The sequence below is a fragment of the Schaalia meyeri genome (genome assembly GCF_900105015.1).
GTDB lineage: Bacteria > Actinomycetota > Actinomycetes > Actinomycetales > Actinomycetaceae > Pauljensenia > Pauljensenia meyeri.
This window is the reverse complement of the sequence record NZ_FNLK01000014.1, coordinates 1-16,683: the sequence shown is the minus strand read 5'-3', so window position 1 is coordinate 16,683 and position 16,683 is coordinate 1. Positions and strand designations below refer to the sequence as shown.

Here is a 16,683-nt window from a genome sequence, read left to right as displayed (position 1 = left end):
GGCGTTGCCCTACCTCGTGTGGTTTGGCCCGGCCACGCGGGGCGCATGGGGGCGCGTGGGGGCCATGCCGGCCTTCTTCAGGTCGGCACGCAGGTCGCGAGGCAGCGCAAAGGTCGTGGACTCCGTTTCGGTGCGCGCCACCTCGACGGCGGGGAATCCACGCGCCTGCAACCATTCGATGACGTCGCGCACGAGGATCTCGGGCACGGACGCGCCCGAGGTAAGCCCGACGGTGCGGGCGCCCTCGAACCAGGATGCGTCCAACTCCTCGGCCTTATCGACGCGATACGCGGCGCCCGCACCGGCCTCAAGGGCCACCTCGACGAGGCGCACAGAGTTCGACGAGTTCGCGCTGCCAACGACGATCATGACATCCACCTGTGGGGCGATGTGCTTAACGGCCCCCTGGCGGTTCTGTGTGGCGTAGCAGATATCGTCCGAGGGCGGGTCGATCAGCTGTGGGAATCGCTGGCGCAGCCGGTCCACGGTCTCTCGTGTTTCGTCCACGGAGAGCGTGGTCTGTGAGATCCACACGACGCGGGAGGGGTCGCGCACGACGACGCTATCCACCTCGTCGGGCCCCCCAACCACCTGAATGTGTTCGGGGGCCTCACCGAAGGTGCCCTCAACCTCCTCGTGCCCCTGGTGGCCCACGAGAATAATGTCGTAGTCATCCTTGGCGAATCGCACTGCCTCGCGGTGAACCTTCGTCACGAGCGGGCAGGTCGCGTCGATCGTCGCCAGGTTCCGGGTCGCCGCAGACGCGTGAATGGCCGGGGAGACGCCGTGCGCCGAAAAGACGACGCGGGCCCCCTCGGGCACCTCGTCGGTTTCCTGCACGAAGATCGCGCCCCGCTTGGTTAACGATTCGACGACGAACTTGTTGTGGACGATCTCCTTGCGCACGTAGACGGGCGCCCCGTACAGTTCGAGCGCCTTCTCGACGACGTCGACCGCGCGATCCACCCCGGCGCAGTATCCGCGGGGGGCGGCCAGCAGGATGCGCCCGTTTCCCTCGCCATGTGATTGGGGCAAGGGGGCTTCGGCGCTGGCGCGCAGGTCGACGTTTTCGCTCATGCATCCAACCCTATCGCCCGGGGCGGTGGGCGTGCGCGGGGGCGAGCCCTGTTCCTCATTCGGCACTACCCGCATCCCCAAGGGCGGTGGGCGCGCGGGAACCAGCCGATCACGCTCCCCGCACGGGCGGGGCCGTCTTGAATCCCGGACCGTGTTCCCCACGCCCTGTGCTGGGAGGACGCGGGCTGGCCCAGCGTGTGGCATGCTGGGTCCGTGACTTCGCCCCATCCCCATGCTTCCCCCACGCCAGGCGGCCCTTTAGCGCCGCGCCCGCCCGCAGCGAAAGCGGCTGACACGACGAGGGATAACCCGTGGCCGCTGCGCAGGCTGACGGAGAACATCAAGGTGTACGTGGACCGTATGAGCCCCCTGTGGGTTACGGGCCAGGTCGTCGAATACAAGGTGCGCCCGGGCGCTAAGATGCACTTTTTGACGCTGCGCGACCTGGAGACGGATACGTCGATGACGGTGACGGCGTGGGCGAACATCATGGAAGGCACTCCCCTGGCGGAGGGCGCGCGCGTGGTGACGCGCGTCAAGCCCGTCTTCTGGGAGCGTTCGGGGCGGCTGAACCTGCAGGCAGCGGAGATTCACCTGCAGGGCGTGGGCGACCTGTTGGCACAAATCGAAGCGCTGCGCGCCCGCCTGGCGGCCGAGGGCCTTTTCGCGGACGCGCGCAAGAAACCCCTGCCCTTCGCGCCCCGCACAATCGGACTGATCTGCGGTCGAGGCGCCAAGGCGAAGGAGGACGTGGTGGTCAACGCCTCGGAGCGTTGGCCTCTCGCGCGTTTTGAAATCCGCGAGGTCGCCGTCCAGGGCGACCACTGCGTGGCGGAAGTGGGTGCGGCCCTGGGTGAGCTGGATGCGATCGACGGCGTGGACGTCATCGTCATCGCGCGCGGAGGCGGCGCAGTCGAGGACCTGCTGCCCTTTTCCGACGAACGCCTGGTGCGCGCCGTGGCCGCCGCCCGCACCCCCATCGTGTCGGCCATCGGTCACGAAGGAGACTCACCCCTCCTGGACCTCATCGCCGACTATCGCGCCTCGACGCCAACGGACGCGGCGCGCCGCATCGTCCCGGACCACGCCCGCGAGCGCGACGGGTTGGCGCAGGCGCAAAGCCGCATGCGCGGGGCCCTCGCCGCCCGCCTGTCCATGGAGCGAACAAACCTGGCGCTCGTGGCGTCGCGCCCGGTCCTGCGAGGGCCGGAGGCGATCCTCGACGGGCACCGCGCCACGTTGGCACAGCACGTGAGCGCTCTTCGCGCCACCATCGAACGCCGACTCGCATCGGAGCGCCAGGAGCTGACCCGCTCTCGCGCGACGCTGACCGCGCTGTCACCGCAGGCGACCCTGGATCGGGGATACTCGCTCCTGAAAACACCGTCGGGCGCGCTCATCACCTCCTCGGGACAGGTCAAAAAGGGAGACCTCATCGAGGGGATCCTCGCGTCGGGCCGCATGGTCGCCCAGGTCGTGGGCGCGACCGCCCCCGCACCGCCGGGCAGCCCCTGATCCACAGCCCAGCCCAGGCCTCGTCCCACAGGATAAACAACGTAAGGAAAAACACAATGACCGAGAACGAGCAGCTGCCCGACCCCTATTCCCTGGGATACGAGGCCGCGCGAGACGAATTGGTGCAAATCGTCCAGACCCTTGAGGGAGGTCAGGCCCCGTTAGAGGACACGCTGATCCTGTGGGAGCGCGGCGAAGCCCTGGCGGCGCGCTGCTCACAGATCCTCGACGGAGCGCAGTCCCGTCTGGCGGAAAAGGCCGGGCAGCAGGACCCTGACGCGCGCTAGTGTTGTCCACAGACACCGTCACCAACGGATCGGCGAGGAGAAAGCCATGACACTGCTGTCCCGACCCCACGTGCTCGCAATCGGCGAGGCTCTGATTGACGTCGTGATTACTCATGACCAGCCTGATTTCCCGCATGAGATTCCCGGTGGCTCCCCCGCTAACGTGGCCCTGGCGCTGGGGCGTCTGGGACGCCCGGTGGCGTTGGCGACGTGGATCGGCACGGATGAGCGCGGACGGCTCATCGAGTTCCAGCTCGCGGACTCAGGGGTGACGATCACCGAGGCATCGCGCGGCGCGTCGCACACGTCAACCGCGCAGGCCCGCCTGGATGCCGCGGGAGCCGCGTCCTACACCTTCGACCTGGAGTGGGCGCCCACTCCCCCGATCGATGTCCCCGACACCGCACAGATCCTGATGGCCGGGTCCATTTCCGCGATTATCGAGCCCGGCGCTTCAGCCGTCCTGGATGCGATCAAGCGGGGTCGCGACCACGCGCTCGTCTGCTTCGACCCGAACGCGCGCCCGTCGATCATGGGCGACCCCGATCGGGCGTTGGCTTCCGTTGAGCGTTTCGTCGCGCTCTCGGACATCGTGAAGGTGTCTAACGAGGACATCGAATGGCTCACGGGCGGCGCGGACATCGACCAGGTCACCCGGCGGTGGCTTTCCCTGGGGCCATCGATCATCGTCGTCACCCGCGGCAACCATGGTTGCCTGGTCGTCACCTCCTCGGGCCTGCGTTTCACGAAGACCCCCGCGGATGTGGTGGTCGTCGACACGGTTGGCGCGGGCGACTCGTTCATGGGCGGCATGATCGATGCCCTGTGGGGCATGGGTCTGCGCGGCGCCCACTCGCGCGAGAAGCTGCGCACGCTCAGCGAAGACCGGCTGCGGGTCATCATCAACCGGGCGAGCGCCGCGTCGGACGTAACCGTGTCGCGCAAGGGCGCGAACCCGCCCTGGGCGCACGAGCTGTCCTGACGCCAAGGCGGGCAGACGAGGCCGACGCCTTTGCGGGTTTGCACTCGCACTCGCGCGCGTGAGCGGGCGTTACTTGCCCATGCGGCGTTCGCGCTGCGCGTAGGAGCGCAGGGCGCGCAGGAAGTCGACGCGACGGAAGTCGGGCCAGTACACCTCGCAGAAGTAGTATTCGGAGTGCACGGACTGCCACAGCATGAAGCCGGAGAGGCGCTGCTCCCCCGACGTGCGGATCACCAGGTCGGGGTCGGGTTGATCCTTCGTGTACAGGTGGGCGGCGATGTCAGCGTCGGTGAAGGAATCCGCCAGCTCCGCAAGGCTGCGCCCCTCGGCTAACGCCTCGCGCATCATGGAGCGAACGGCCTCGGTGATTTCGTGCCTGCCCCCGTAGCCGACCGCGATATTGACCGTCATCCCCACCGTGCCCGCCGTGTCGGCAACGGAGGAACGCAGGTCGTCGGCCACCCGCTGGGGCAGCAGGGACAGGTCGCCGACGACCGCCAGCTTCCAGCGCCCCTGGTCAGCCAGGAGAGACACGGCCTCGCAGATAATTCGCAGCAGCTCGCCCAACTCCCCCGCGTCGCGCGAGAGATTGTCGGTGGACAAGAGCCACAAAGTGACGATGGAAACGCCCGCGTCGTCGGCCCACTGCAGGAACTCGGAGATCTTGCCTGCGCCCGCGCGATGCCCCTGCGAGGCCGTCGCCCCCAGGGATTTTGCCCAGCGTCGATTGCCGTCCAGGATGACGCCGATGTGCGCGGGCACGGACGCCTCGGATAGCTCCGCTTTGAGGCGACGCTCGTACATGTCGTAGAGCATGTTCCACTGGGCCATGACGTCCCTCCTGATGGTGTCGCGCCTTCCGGCGCGGCGTACGCTTATCCCGTTAAGGGTATCGCGCCGCCGGTCGCAGGGAAACAGAAGCATTCTCGGAAGGCGAGAATCGGCTGCCCACTCAAACCTACGGCGTAGTAACCTACGGGATCGTAGGAAGCATCGACAGAGAGAACCGGATGAAGATCGCATCGCTCGAACCCAAACAGTGGTTTACAGGACAGCTCGTTCAGATCAAACCTAAGCTGCGCGGGTGGCTCCACCTGGCTGCCACCCCCCTGTCGCTCGCGGCGTCCATTGTCCTCGTGTGCCTGGCACCCACCGTGGCAACCAAGTGGGGATCCGCCGTCTACCTGGCCTGTTCCCTCGTGCTCTTTAGCGTGTCCGCCACCTACCACCGCTTCTACTGGGCCCCGCGCTGGGAAACCATGTGGAACCGGTTGGACCACTCCAACATCTTTCTGCTCATCGCCGGCACCTACACCCCGCTGACGATCGCCCTGCTGAACCGCTCAGACGCCACCGTCCTCCTCTCCGTTGTGTGGGCAGGCGCGCTCTTCGGCATCATTCTCAACCTCTTTTGGCCCAATGCGCCGCGCTGGCTCAAAACCCTCATCTACGTCGCGCTCGGCTGGGTCGCCATCTGGTACCTGCCGCAGCTGTGGTCCGGCGGCGGCCCCGTCGTGGTCTGGCTGATCATCGCCGGCGGCATCCTCTACACGCTCGGCGCCCTCGTTTACGGCGCCAAGAAACCCGACCCCTCCCCCACCTGGTTCGGCTTCCACGAGATATTCCACGCCTTCACCGTCGCCGCGTGGGCGTGCCACTGCGTCGGCGTGTACCTGGCGGTGCTTGGCGCCTGAGACACCCCTGCGCCGCGCTATCGACGTTGCCGCGCGCAATGTTGCTACACTCAACACCATGCGCGCCGGCACCCGTGTGTCGGCGCTCGACTACTGACACGTCATTGGAGGAACCATGGCTGACACACAGTGGCTGACGCAGGCGCAGTACGACCTGCTGGCGAACGAGCTAAAGGAACGCGTCGAAGTCAAGCGCGTCGAAATCGCGCGTCTGATCGACGCCGCCCGCCAGGAGGGCGACCTGCGAGAAAACGGCGGATACCACGCCGCACGTAACGAACAGTCCATGAACGAGACGCGAATCCAGGCCCTCCAGGAGATGCTGGAGCACGCCGAGGTCGGCCAGACCCCCGCCGACGACGGAATCGTCGAACCCGGCATGGTCGTCACCGCCCTGGTGGCGGGTCGCGAGCAGAAGTTCCTGCTCGGCTCCCGCGATGCGGGCGGCGACCTGGGTATCCAGGTCTTCTCCGCGCAGGCTCCCCTGGGCGCCGCCGTCATCGGCCACAAGGCCGGAGACAAACTCTCCTTCGAGGCCCCTACCGGACGCATGATCGACGTCGAGATCCTTGACGCCACGCCCTTCGAGGGCTGATCACCAAGCTGCGCCAACGCGTGCGGGTCCCGCCAATTGGCGGGACCCGCACGCTATATCCGCAAGCCGCTCAAGGCCGCGTGGGAGACGCCGGGACCTCTGCCGCGGATTTCCCCTCGCCCGCTGAGGAACCGCCCGCTGAGGCGCCTAACTCGGCTTCCGCTTGCTTGTCGGGATCGTCCGCGGAGGCCGAGGCAACGGGCTCGTCCGTAGTTTCATCCGCGCACACAACGCACTGCCGGGTGTCGGGTTTGCCCGCGTAGGAGGCGGCAATCTCTCGTTCGAGGATTCCCGGCGGCCCGCCCGGCCGGTCCTGCGCGGTGGCCAGCTCGGGCATCGGGTCGTACCCGTGCAGGTACATGATCGTCGCATTGATGAACGCTGCGATCGGAACCGAAAAGATCGCGCCCGCGATGCCCGCGATAGCGGAACCCGCGGTGATGACCAGCATGACGGCCACGGGGTGCAGGGACACCGCGTTCGACATCATGAACGGCTGCAGGATGTTCGACTCGATCTGCTGGACGACCAGGATTATGACAAGCATGATGATCGCCTTGGTCAGGCCCCCGTTGACGGCCGCCACCAGGACGGCGATCACGCCGGAGGTCAGGGCGCCCAGAATCGGGACGAACGCCGCAAAGAACGTGATGACGCCAATCGGGATGGCCAGTGGAACACCCAGGAAGAACGCACCCAAAGCGATACCGATCGCGTCAATGGCGGCGACCTGGATCTGCGTGCGCACGTAGGAGCCGAAAGTCGCCCAGCCGCGAATCGCGCTCTCGTGTACCAGGACGCGGGTGCGCGCCGGAAGCAGGCGCACGCACCACAGCCAGATCGAGCGCCCCTCCTTCAGGAAGAAGAACAGGCAGAACAGCATAGTCAGGCCCGAGGTCGCCAGCGTGCCCACCGATGTGGTGATGTTCAGGGCGCCCGTGGCCAGCGTTTCCTTATTCGTATTGAGCCAGTTGACGAGCTCCGTGCGCAGCTGATCGACCCAGTGGTTGAGGGCGGTGGTGTCGATCTTGAACGGCCCGTTTTTCAAGAACTCGTTGTGGGTAATCGCGTCGAGCAGCGCGCGGAAGCCATCTGCTGCCTGCATCGCCAGCAGCGGCACTTGCTGGATCAGCTCTGCGGCTGCCTGGCTCAGCGTTCCCGCGACCACGAAGAATAGGAGAAGCAGGCCCACCGCGGCGGCCAGCGAGGGCGGGAAATGCAGCTTGCGACGCATCCACGACACCAGGGGTTCCAGCAGCACGGCGACCGTCAACGCGATCGCTACGGGCATGATGACGATCGTCAGCCTGGCGATCCCCCATAGGACGATACCGACCAATCCGACGACGACGAGGGTACGCCACGATATCGCGGCGGCAACCCGGAGGGTGCGCGGGACTGCGGCAGCGACGTCCCCTTCGCCCTGGGGTTCCTCGCGCTCGGACACGACGACGGGCGCCGCTGCCGGCTGTTCGGCGTTCTTCGCGGGCAGGGCGGCGGTGAGCCGCCCCACGAGGTCGGACAGCTTCCAGCGCGTTTGTTCGTGTGTGTCGGCCACGGGCCCTCCTTTGTTTCCCTCCCAAGAGTACTCGCATGATCACGGTTTTCAGCCCTGCGCGCACTGGAAGAGCGCACAGGGCGCATGCGGTGGTGAAATGAGGGGTATGAGATCCATATTTTCGCTGGCACATGTCGGAGTCCGCAATTCTACGCACGCAGTTCTCGGCTCGTCGATGATGGACGAGGCGGGGGCCGGCCAGGAGGTCATCTTCCTGGCGGCCGGATGCTTTTGGGGTGTCGAGAAGGCCATGTGGAACACCCCGGGCGTCGTCTCAACGGCGGTGGGATACATGGGCGGGGATACGCCCCACCCGACCTACGAGCAGGTGTGTTTCCACGGCACGGGGCACGCCGAGGCGGTCCGCGTCGTCTTCGACACGACCGTCACCAGCGCCGCGAACCTGGTTCGCCTGTTCTTCGAAATCCACGATCCCACGCAGGCGGGCGGCCAGGGCAACGACATCGGCGACCAGTACAGGTCACAGATCTGGACGACCACGCCCGACCAGCTGCGCGACGCCACCGCCCTGCGCGACGTCTATCAGGAGGCGCTGACGGCTCGCGGTTTCGGGCCGATCCTAACGGGCATCTCCCCTGCCCCCGACCCCGAGGCAGCCGCGCGCTTCTGGTACGCCGAGGACTATCACCAGCAGTACCTGTTCAAGAACCCGGGTGGCTACGAGTGCCACGCGCGCACGGGGATTGCCTGCCCGGCGCTGCCGCGCGAGTAGCAGCCCTAACGCGTGGGGCGAAAAATCAGTCCACGACTATGATCCCTGACGTTGCAGTGGCCGCTCTCGCGTTCTGGGTGCGACTTTGCTGCTCAAATGAGACGAAAGATGGCTGGGCGCCGCGCGGAAACCGCGCGGCGCCCAGCCATCGTCGCACCCGCCGGTGTCAGGAGACTCCAAGGATGTCGGTGACGAAGACGAGGGTCGCACCGCCGGGAATGCCGGCCTGGGGAACGCCTCGTTCGCCGTAGCCCAGCGATGCGGGGATGGACAGCAGGACGCGGTCGCCCACGCGCTTGCCCACCAGGCCCTCGTCCCATCCGGGGATGACCATGCCAACCCCGATCTGGAAGGACAGGGCCCCGCCTCGATCAAAGGAGTTATCGAAGTCGGCGCCTGACCCGAACACAGCGCCCAAGTAATGGCAGGTGATCGTGTCGCCGGCCTCAACCTCCTGACCGTCGCCCGCACGCAGAACCTCAACGACAAGCTCATCGGAGGGGGTGCCATCGAAAGCGAGGGCGGGCTTGCGTCCAAATTCGCCGGTGACCGTGATGTTGTCCATGGATCTCTCCTTTGCGGTGTGAGTGAACGGTGACACAGAGCGTCAGTCGCGACGCATAAAGTAGGACAGGATCTTGAGGATCTCCAGGTAGATCCAGATCACGTCGGTCATGATCGCGAACGTGCACAGCCAGGAGAAGCGTGCGGGCACGCCGTAGGAGACGCCGACCTTGACAGCATCGAAGTCGCGCACCAGGCACACCACGCCGATGAACACCGCGACCACGCCGATGATGACGCCCAACGGGATACCCCAGATCTTGGTGTTGTTGACGGCCACCATGTTAACCACACCGGTCAGCGACAGCGCGAAGGTGACGGCGTAGTAGATGAAGAACGCGAGGGAACCGATGCCTGCGATGCGGGCCAGGGTTGGGGAGTTTCGCACGAATCCCATGGTGAATGCCAGCAGGGTCACGCCGATGACGACGAGGGTCGCGATGACCGCGGTCACGACGATACCGGGATACAACGACTCGAAAGCGAAGGACACCACGCCGAGGACGAAACCCTCCAGAAGCGAGTAGACGACGATCAGGCCGGGACGTACCTTCTTCGAGAACTGGATAAAGAGGGCGAGGCCCAGGGTCACCACGAGCGAGGCGAACATGATGAGCATGGCCGCGCCCAGCGCAATCGTGCCGGTTGCCCAACCGACGGTCGCGCCAACGAGGAGCAGGGTGAAGCAGATGAGCGACTTGACCACGACATCGTCGTAGGTCATGATCCCGCGGTCCACGGAGTCGGCGGCGGGGGCGTTCATCATCGCCTCGTACGAGGCCATCGAATCGTCGTACCCGGCCGGTGCGGGATAGCCCGCGGGAGCTCCCTGCGGCACCCCGTAGACGGGTCCGCGATCTGCGCCCGCGTATCCTGCCTGCTCTGTCCCGTAGGGGTTTGCCGCACCACCGTAAGGATTCTGAGCCTGCTGGGACGCGGGCTGATACCCGGGCATCGTCGGATAGCCGGCGGGAGTCGTGGACTGGGTCGACCAGTCCTTCACGATCGAGTTCATCACCGGGTTGGCCATTTTTCCTCCTTGATCAGTGATGTGCTATCTCTAGTGTCGCACGAGGCAACCCCGTGTAGGAAACGTAGTGTTATGCGCGCGGCTGAAAGGACAATCCACCCGGGGCGCGCAACGAAAGCGGACGCGTCCCCGGACTCGTTGATGAGAGCGTGGATCAGTACCCCCGGTGGGACTCGAACCCACAACACACCGATTTTAAGTCGGTTGCCTCTGCCAATTGGGCCACGGGGGCGCACCGCGCACATCCAGCCTACGGGAGGCGGGCGCGCAGCTCAAGCTGCGTCCGAGACCATCGCCAGCGCGATACCGTCCAAAATGTCGTGCTCGGAGGTGACCACCTGATCGATGGGATGCCCCACGCTGGCTGCCCGATCCAGCACGCGCCGCACGATGCGACCCCAGATGAGTGCGCCCGCGGCGATCACGTCTTCGCGTCCCTGCGGCATGAACCCCAGGGAGGCCTTCACCGAGGTGGGCTGGTCGACCATGAAGCGCACCGCATCGTCGATCTGGGCCGCGCTCAGTCGGGCGCCGTGAATGAGCTCGGGCTGGTAAGAGGCCAAGCCCAGGGCCTGCGCCGTCAGCGTGGTCACCGTTCCGGCGACCCCCACGAGGGATCGCACGCGCGCCAGATCGACCGACTTTTCGGCCGCGTCCAGCTGCTCATCAATCCACGTGACAGCGCGTTCCTGTTTAGCAGCGTCAACACCGACGGTCGGATCGATGCCGCTAAAGAACTTCTCTGTCACCCGCACCGCACCCATGTCGATCGAAACCGCCTGCTCAACGCGCGCGGACCCCAGCACCAGCTCGGTCGATCCACCCCCTATGTCGACGACCAGCATGGGGGCGGAAACGGACTCGCCCAGCCCAGAAATCGCGCCATTAAAGGACAGGGACGCCTCTTCCGTCCCGACCACCACCTCGGGTTCGACACCAATGACCGCCCGAATCTGGCGCACGAACTCGGCGCTATTCGAGGCGTCGCGTGTCGCGGAAGTCGCCACGAAGCGGGTGTGGGTCGCACCCAGCGCCTCGATCATCCGCTGATATTCGACGGTCGCCTCAACGGTACGCTCGATCGCCGCGGGATCCAGGTACCCGTGCGCGTCCACCCCCTGCCCCAGGCGCACGATGCGCATCTGGCGGGTGAGGTCGCTGAGGCGGACGGCTCCGTCCTCGCCGACGCTGCCGTCGGCGACCAACAATCGGATCGAATTTGTTCCACAGTCAATTGCAGCTACGCGTGTCATCGCTTCGTTTCTGGTGGGTTTTGTCCCGGACCAGGCCGGGGCTGGCTCAGGTGGGCGCACTCAGCAGGAGCAGCGACCCTGCGAGAACAGGCCACGCTCGTCCAGCATCGCGAGAACACGATCACCGATGGGGTTGACTCCGATTCCGGCGGCCAACGAGTGGCCGACCAGCGCGTGCAGGCACTTGACGCGCGCGGGCATTCCCCCCGCGCTCACCCCGGATATCTCAGGGACGTCGCCCAGCGTCAGGCGCGCCTTGATGTAGGCCTGGTGGGCGCCCTCATAGGCGGCACGCAGCTCCGCATCGTTGGCAAGCTCCTCGTTGAACCTGTCCATGACGTGCTCGGCTTCCAGGGTCGACGCGCCCTTGACGGCGGCCGGGTGAGTCAAATAAAACGTCGTCGGGAACGGCGTACCGTCGGGCAGGCGCGGCGCGGTGGCAACCACCGTTGGCCGACCGCACACGCAGCGCGCGGCAATACCGACGACTCCTCGGGGCACGCGACCCAGCTGGGCGCGCAGGACCTCCAGATCCTCTTCACTGGCGTCGGTGATGTGTGAGAGGCTCATTCTCCGCTTTCTTGGCCGGTGGTGTTCGCTTGGCCCGACTGACTGTTCTCAGCCGACGGGACGGGCGTCGAGTTGGGCGGCTGATCCGCCTTCCCCACTAGGATAGCGAGCTGCTGCACCCAGGGGCGCGCCGGTCCAGTCGGCGTCGCCGCGGACGCCATCGCGGAGTCCTGGTATTGCGACCCCGGATCCACCACCGTGTATTGCGTCTCACCGGGCCGCACGTATCCGAGGCGCTCGCGCGCCTGCGTAGAGATGTAGTCGGGATCATTCCACAGGTCCAGCTGGCGCTGCATCTGAGCGTTCTTTTCCTGCTGCTCGGCAACCTGTGTTTTGATCTGCGCCAGTTCGCGTTCCTGCTGCCACCACTGGTAGACGCTGGGAACCAGCATGACGGCGAGGATGGCGGCAACTGTCAGCACCACGACCAGGCGCGTCGAAATGTCCAGCCCACCGATCGACAAAACGGAGGCGCTCTCACCCCCAACACGCTTCTCGGCACGCAGCGCCCCGCGCCTTGCCCCCCGTTTCTTCCGATCAGCCGACGTCGCGTCACGCGAGCCTCGCGCCGAGGAGCCCTCCCCCGTCGCGCGCTTCGAAGCCTGTGCGGCCGCCCTGCGCTGACGCGACTTCTCCGCGTTGATCTCGCGCGTCGTACGCGCCGCCTCCGAAGAGGAACGGCGACGTGGTGAAGGGCGGGAGGAAGAGCGACGGCCATTCATTCCTCTATCGTGCCCTAAGTCTGGTCGTTTGGCTCATCCCCACGCCGAAAAGACTCCGCGCGGACCCTGACGGATCCGCGCGGAGCGATGCGTTAGTCGCCGATGCTCACTTGGCGAAGCGAGGGAAGGCCGAGCGGCCGGCGTACACGGCGGCCTCGCCCAGCTGCTCCTCGATGCGCAGGAGCTGGTTGTACTTGGCGACGCGCTCGGAGCGAGCAGGGGCACCGGTCTTGATCTGGCCGGAGTTCGTGGCGACAGCCAGGTCGGCGATCGTGGTGTCCTCGGTCTCGCCGGAACGGTGTGAGGTCATCGAACGGTAGCCGTTGCGGTGCGCTTCCTCGACGGCGTCGAGGGTCTCGGTCAGCGAACCGATCTGGTTCACCTTGACCAGCAGCGCGTTCGCGGCGCCCAGCTCAATGCCCTTCTTCAGGCGGGCGGGGTTGGTGACGAACAGGTCGTCGCCAACCAGCTGGACGCGGCCGCCGATCTTCGAGGTCAGAGCCTTCCAGGCGTCCCACTCATCCTCGGACAGCGGATCCTCAATGGAGACCAGCGGGTAGTTCGTGATGAGCTTCTCGTAGTAGTCAACCATGTAGTCGGTCGAGCGGCCTTCGCCCTCGAACTGGTACAGGCCGTCCTTGAAGAACTCGGTGGAGGCAACGTCGAGGGCCAGCGCGACGTCCTCGCCGGGCTTGAGGCCGGCCTTCTCGATGGCGGAGACGATCAGGTCCAGGGCCTCGGCGTTGGAGTCAAGGTTGGGAGCGAAGCCTCCCTCGTCACCCAGGCCGGTGGACAGGCCGCGCTCCTTCACGACGCCCTTGAGCGTGTGGTAGACCTCGGCGCCCCAGCGCAGGGCCTCACGGAAGGAGGGCGCGCCGATGGGGGCGATCATGAACTCCTGGATGTCAACGTTGGAGTCCGCGTGGGATCCGCCGTTGAGGATGTTCATCATGGGGACGGGCAGGACGTGCGCGTTGGGGCCACCCAGGTACTTGTACAGGGGCAGGTCCGCGTACTTCGCAGCGGCCTTCGCGACGGCCAGCGACACGCCGAGGATGGCGTTCGCGCCGAGCTTCCCCTTGTTGGGGGTGCCGTCCAGGTCCAGCATGGCCTGGTCAATGTAACGCTGGTCGTCGGCTTCCTCACCGATGAGCTCAGGTGCGATCTGCTCGACGACGGCGTCGACGGCGTCCTGGACGCCCTTACCGAGGTAGCGCCCCTTGTCGCCATCGCGACGCTCGACGGCCTCGAACGCGCCGGTGGACGCGCCGGAGGGGACGGACGCGCGCGCAGCGGTGCCATCCTCGAGGACGACCTCGACCTCGACGGTCGGGTTACCGCGCGAGTCGAGGATCTCGCGTGCACCAATGCCTTCAATAACTGCCACGTCATTCTCCAATCGATTTGTTGCGTGGAAGCGGTCAGTACAACGGTAATACGGACCGCCGTGTGTGGTCACCCCCGATGCGGGAGTGGTTTCGTCATTGGGGGTGAATGATCCCCCCGAGACGGGCGAGACAAGCGACATTGGTCCCTGTCACGCAAGCTGTGAGTGAATGCTCACACGAGTTAGTGCGCACCGCCCCTGGTCGTTCCTCCCTGCAGCGGGGCCTGGCCGCCCTGTTTGTTACCCGCGACCGCGTCGCCGAACAGGGGGGTCGAGGCCGCCTGCGCGCCCCCTTGCGAGGGCTGCGCGAAGCGCGGATTGACGCGCACGTTGGCAGCCTCACGGGCCTCGGTCATGGTCTGGTTGAGGCGCTCAACGACCGACGGATCCGACTTAGCCAGCTGATTCAGCGCCTGAGTGAGGAGGATCGACTTGACGGTCGCGCGCGTCGCGGGGCCGAGCGTGAGGGGGGTGATCCCCTGGCTCTGTGCCACGCGCTCGTTGATCTGATCGATCTGTTCGTCGGTGACGACGGTTCCCACCGACGCGCCCGCGGCCTCCAGGATCGGCTCGTTGATGAGCTGGGCACGGATCTGTTCGCCGGTGATCTGCGACTGTGCGCCCGCCAGGACACTCAACTGCCGGACCGCCTCGGCGACCTCTTCGTTGCTGTAGGACGCCGTGGAGGTGACGACAGCGGCGCCGGGGTGAGCGGAGCAAGCCCCCATGCCCAGTGCTGCGGCCGCGAGAACGACGGCGGCAACCAGCTGACGTGTGTAGCGCACGAGTATTCCTTCCTCAGATGTGTTGCGACGCAATGACTCCAGTGTATTCCACCACAGGCGCTACTCGCCAAAAGGTACGAGAATCTTCGTCACCAGCGTCTCCACCCACTCCAGGAGCGGGCCGTCGGTGAGCGGGCTCCCGCCCACGCGCGAGGTGAGCGGGAGGGGCACCAGCACCTGGCGGAGAGCCGCCTTGATGACGGTGCCCGGGTGCAGTCGCTTGAGGCGCATGACCTGGGAATCACGCAGCTGGACGGGAGAGACGCGCAGGTACTTCCCCTGGGTGACCACCTCGGTGATCCCGGCGCGGCGCACGACCTCGCGCAGCCGGGCGAGGGAAAAGAGCAGGTCAACCTGGGCGGGGATGGGGCCATAGCGATCGATCAGTTCCTCCCGCACATCCGCCTCCTGCTCGAGGGTGGTGATGGCCGCGATCTTGGCGTAGACCTCCAGACGCAATCGCTCCCCTTGCACGTAGTCCTCGGGGATGTGGGCGTCAACCTGGAGGTCCATGCGCACGTCGGTCTTTTCGGCGGGCGCCTCGCCCCTGTAGGCCGCCACCGCGTCGGAGACCATTCGCACGTACAGGTCGAAGCCAACACCCTCAACGTGCCCGGACTGGGCGCCTCCCAACAGGTTGCCTGCGCCACGGATCTCCAGGTCGCGCTGGGCAACCGCCAGTCCAGCTCCCAGTTCGGTGTTTGCCGCGATGGTCTTGAGCCGCTCGTGTGCGGTTTCGGTCAGCGCCTTGTCGCCAGGGTAAAAGAAGTACGCGTAGGCTCGCTCGCGGCCTCGCCCGACGCGCCCGCGCAACTGGTGAAGCTGGGACAGGCCATAGGTATCGGCACGGTCGACGATGAGCGTATTCGCGTTGGAGATGTCCAGCCCGGTTTCGACGATGGTCGTGCACACGAGGACGTCGAACTCGTGATTCCAAAAGTCCTGAATGACGGCCTCAAGCTGGTGCTCATTCATCCTGCCGTGGGCGGTGCGCACACGGGCCTCGGGGACCAGCTCACCGATGCCCGCGGCGATTGAGGCGATGGAGTCGACGCGGTTGTGCACGTAAAAGACCTGGCCGTCGCGCAGCAGCTCGCGCCGGATAGCGGCGCTGACCTGCGCGTCGGTGTAGGCGCCGACGAAGGTCAGGACCGGCTGGCGTTCCTCGGGCGGTGTTTGCAGGATGGACATTTCGCGGATGCCGGAGATGGCCATCTCGAGCGTGCGCGGGATCGGGGTGGCCGACATGGAAAGGACGTCCACGTCGGTGCGCAGGGCCTTCAGGGTTTCCTTGTGCTCGACGCCGAATCGCTGTTCCTCATCGATGATGACCAGGCCGAGTTTCTTAAAGGAGACGGTTCCGGTCAGCAGGGAGTGCGTGCCGATGACGAGGTCGACCTCGCCCGAGGCCAGCCCCGCTTTCACCTCCTCGGTTTCCTGACGGGTCGAAAAGCGAGAGAGGGTCCCGATACGAACGGGGAATCCGGCGTAGCGTTCCGCGAATGTTTCAGCGTGCTGGGTGACGAGCAGGGTCGTGGGGACGAGGACGGCGGCCTGGTAGCCATCCTGGATGGCTTTGAACGCTGCGCGCACGGCGATTTCCGTCTTGCCATATCCGACGTCGCCGGTGAGCAGGCGGTCCATGGGGACGGGCTTTTCCATGTCGGCTTTGACCTCGTCGATGGTGACCAGCTGGTCGGGGGTTTCGACGTAGGGGAAGGCGTCCTCGAGTTCGCGTTGCCAGGGCGTGTCCGGGCCAAAGGCGTGCCCCTTGGTTTGTTGGCGCACGGCGTACAGTCGAATGAGCTCTTTGGCGACTTCGCCCACGGCCTTCTTCGCGCGGGCCTTGGCTTTCGCCCAGTCGGCCCCGCCCATCTTCGTCAGTGAGGGCTCGTCGCTTCCCGTGTATTTGGAGATTTGATCCAGGGCGT

General features: G+C 66.0%; 17 protein-coding genes and 1 tRNA gene. 6 read left to right on the top strand and 12 right to left on the bottom strand.

Features of this window, described 5'->3' with window-relative positions; genetic code table 11:
• Window positions 1-9: 9 nt before the first annotated feature.
• Window positions 10-1,077, bottom strand: a complete 1,068-nt coding sequence (locus BLT68_RS07455; protein WP_050694420.1) for a 4-hydroxy-3-methylbut-2-enyl diphosphate reductase — start codon at window positions 1,075-1,077, stop codon at window positions 10-12.
• Window positions 1,078-1,290: 213 nt separating this feature from the next.
• On the opposite strand from BLT68_RS07455, the gene xseA reads away from it, so the two are divergent.
• From xseA to BLT68_RS07440, 3 genes are read left to right on the top strand one after another with little or no spacing between them, the layout of a single operon-like run.
• Entirely contained in the window at window positions 1,291-2,592 is a 1,302-nt protein-coding gene (gene xseA, locus BLT68_RS07450; protein WP_074633497.1) for an exodeoxyribonuclease VII large subunit, read from the top strand.
• 56 nt (window positions 2,593-2,648) lie between these two features.
• Entirely contained in the window at window positions 2,649-2,879 is a 231-nt protein-coding gene (locus tag BLT68_RS07445; RefSeq protein ID WP_074633496.1) for an exodeoxyribonuclease VII small subunit, read from the top strand.
• A gap of 46 nt (window positions 2,880-2,925) precedes the next feature.
• The gene (locus BLT68_RS07440; RefSeq protein WP_074633494.1) at window positions 2,926-3,861 is read left to right on the top strand and encodes a carbohydrate kinase family protein; all 936 of its coding nucleotides are present in this window, start codon (window positions 2,926-2,928) and stop codon (window positions 3,859-3,861) included.
• A 69-nt stretch (window positions 3,862-3,930) separates the two neighbouring features.
• Here BLT68_RS07440 and BLT68_RS07435 read toward each other — a convergent pair whose 3' ends face one another.
• Complete coding sequence (locus BLT68_RS07435) at window positions 3,931-4,692, bottom strand: isoprenyl transferase (protein ID WP_050694417.1); 762 nt, start codon at window positions 4,690-4,692, stop codon at window positions 3,931-3,933.
• Window positions 4,693-4,871: 179 nt separating this feature from the next.
• Between BLT68_RS07435 and trhA the strand changes: the two genes are divergently transcribed.
• Window positions 4,872-5,555: a PAQR family membrane homeostasis protein TrhA gene (trhA, locus tag BLT68_RS07430; RefSeq protein ID WP_074633492.1), complete on the top strand. Its 684-nt coding sequence runs from the start codon at window positions 4,872-4,874 to the stop codon at window positions 5,553-5,555.
• A 115-nt stretch (window positions 5,556-5,670) separates the two neighbouring features.
• Window positions 5,671-6,150, top strand: coding sequence for a transcription elongation factor GreA (greA, locus tag BLT68_RS07425; RefSeq protein WP_074633491.1), 480 nt, complete (start codon window positions 5,671-5,673; stop codon window positions 6,148-6,150).
• A 70-nt stretch (window positions 6,151-6,220) separates the two neighbouring features.
• On the opposite strand, the gene BLT68_RS07420 is transcribed toward greA, so the two are convergent.
• Complete coding sequence (locus BLT68_RS07420; RefSeq protein WP_074633489.1) at window positions 6,221-7,708, bottom strand: AI-2E family transporter; 1,488 nt, start codon at window positions 7,706-7,708, stop codon at window positions 6,221-6,223.
• A gap of 106 nt (window positions 7,709-7,814) precedes the next feature.
• On the opposite strand from BLT68_RS07420, the gene msrA reads away from it, so the two are divergent.
• Entirely contained in the window at window positions 7,815-8,441 is a 627-nt protein-coding gene (gene msrA / locus BLT68_RS07415; protein ID WP_074633488.1) for a peptide-methionine (S)-S-oxide reductase MsrA, read from the top strand.
• A gap of 166 nt (window positions 8,442-8,607) precedes the next feature.
• Here msrA and BLT68_RS07410 read toward each other — a convergent pair whose 3' ends face one another.
• The 9 genes from BLT68_RS07410 to mfd all read right to left on the bottom strand — a co-directional run.
• Entirely contained in the window at window positions 8,608-9,006 is a 399-nt protein-coding gene (locus BLT68_RS07410; RefSeq protein ID WP_050694412.1) for an FKBP-type peptidyl-prolyl cis-trans isomerase, read from the bottom strand.
• Between the two features lie 42 nt (window positions 9,007-9,048).
• Window positions 9,049-10,035 (bottom strand): Bax inhibitor-1/YccA family protein, encoded by a 987-nt coding sequence (locus BLT68_RS07405; protein WP_070778285.1) that lies wholly within the window; start codon window positions 10,033-10,035, stop codon window positions 9,049-9,051.
• Window positions 10,036-10,193: 158 nt separating this feature from the next.
• A tRNA-Leu gene (locus BLT68_RS07400) sits at window positions 10,194-10,267 on the bottom strand.
• Window positions 10,268-10,307: 40 nt separating this feature from the next.
• Window positions 10,308-11,288, bottom strand: coding sequence for a Ppx/GppA phosphatase family protein (locus BLT68_RS07395; protein ID WP_070778286.1), 981 nt, complete (start codon window positions 11,286-11,288; stop codon window positions 10,308-10,310).
• 60 nt (window positions 11,289-11,348) lie between these two features.
• On the bottom strand, window positions 11,349-11,858 hold the full coding sequence (locus BLT68_RS07390) for a DUF501 domain-containing protein (RefSeq protein WP_074633486.1): 510 nt from the start codon (window positions 11,856-11,858) through the stop codon (window positions 11,349-11,351).
• Window positions 11,855-12,580: an FtsB family cell division protein gene (locus BLT68_RS07385; RefSeq protein WP_050694408.1), complete on the bottom strand. Its 726-nt coding sequence runs from the start codon at window positions 12,578-12,580 to the stop codon at window positions 11,855-11,857. The genes BLT68_RS07390 and BLT68_RS07385 overlap by 4 nt, the downstream gene beginning before the upstream one ends.
• A gap of 106 nt (window positions 12,581-12,686) precedes the next feature.
• On the bottom strand, window positions 12,687-13,967 hold the full coding sequence (eno, locus tag BLT68_RS07380; protein ID WP_165603245.1) for a phosphopyruvate hydratase: 1,281 nt from the start codon (window positions 13,965-13,967) through the stop codon (window positions 12,687-12,689).
• 182 nt (window positions 13,968-14,149) lie between these two features.
• Window positions 14,150-14,752: a hypothetical protein gene (locus BLT68_RS07375; protein WP_173546179.1), complete on the bottom strand. Its 603-nt coding sequence runs from the start codon at window positions 14,750-14,752 to the stop codon at window positions 14,150-14,152.
• Window positions 14,753-14,812: 60 nt separating this feature from the next.
• Window positions 14,813-16,683: transcription-repair coupling factor (gene mfd / locus BLT68_RS07370; RefSeq protein WP_074633485.1), on the bottom strand; the 1,871-nt coding region annotated here is incomplete at its 5' end.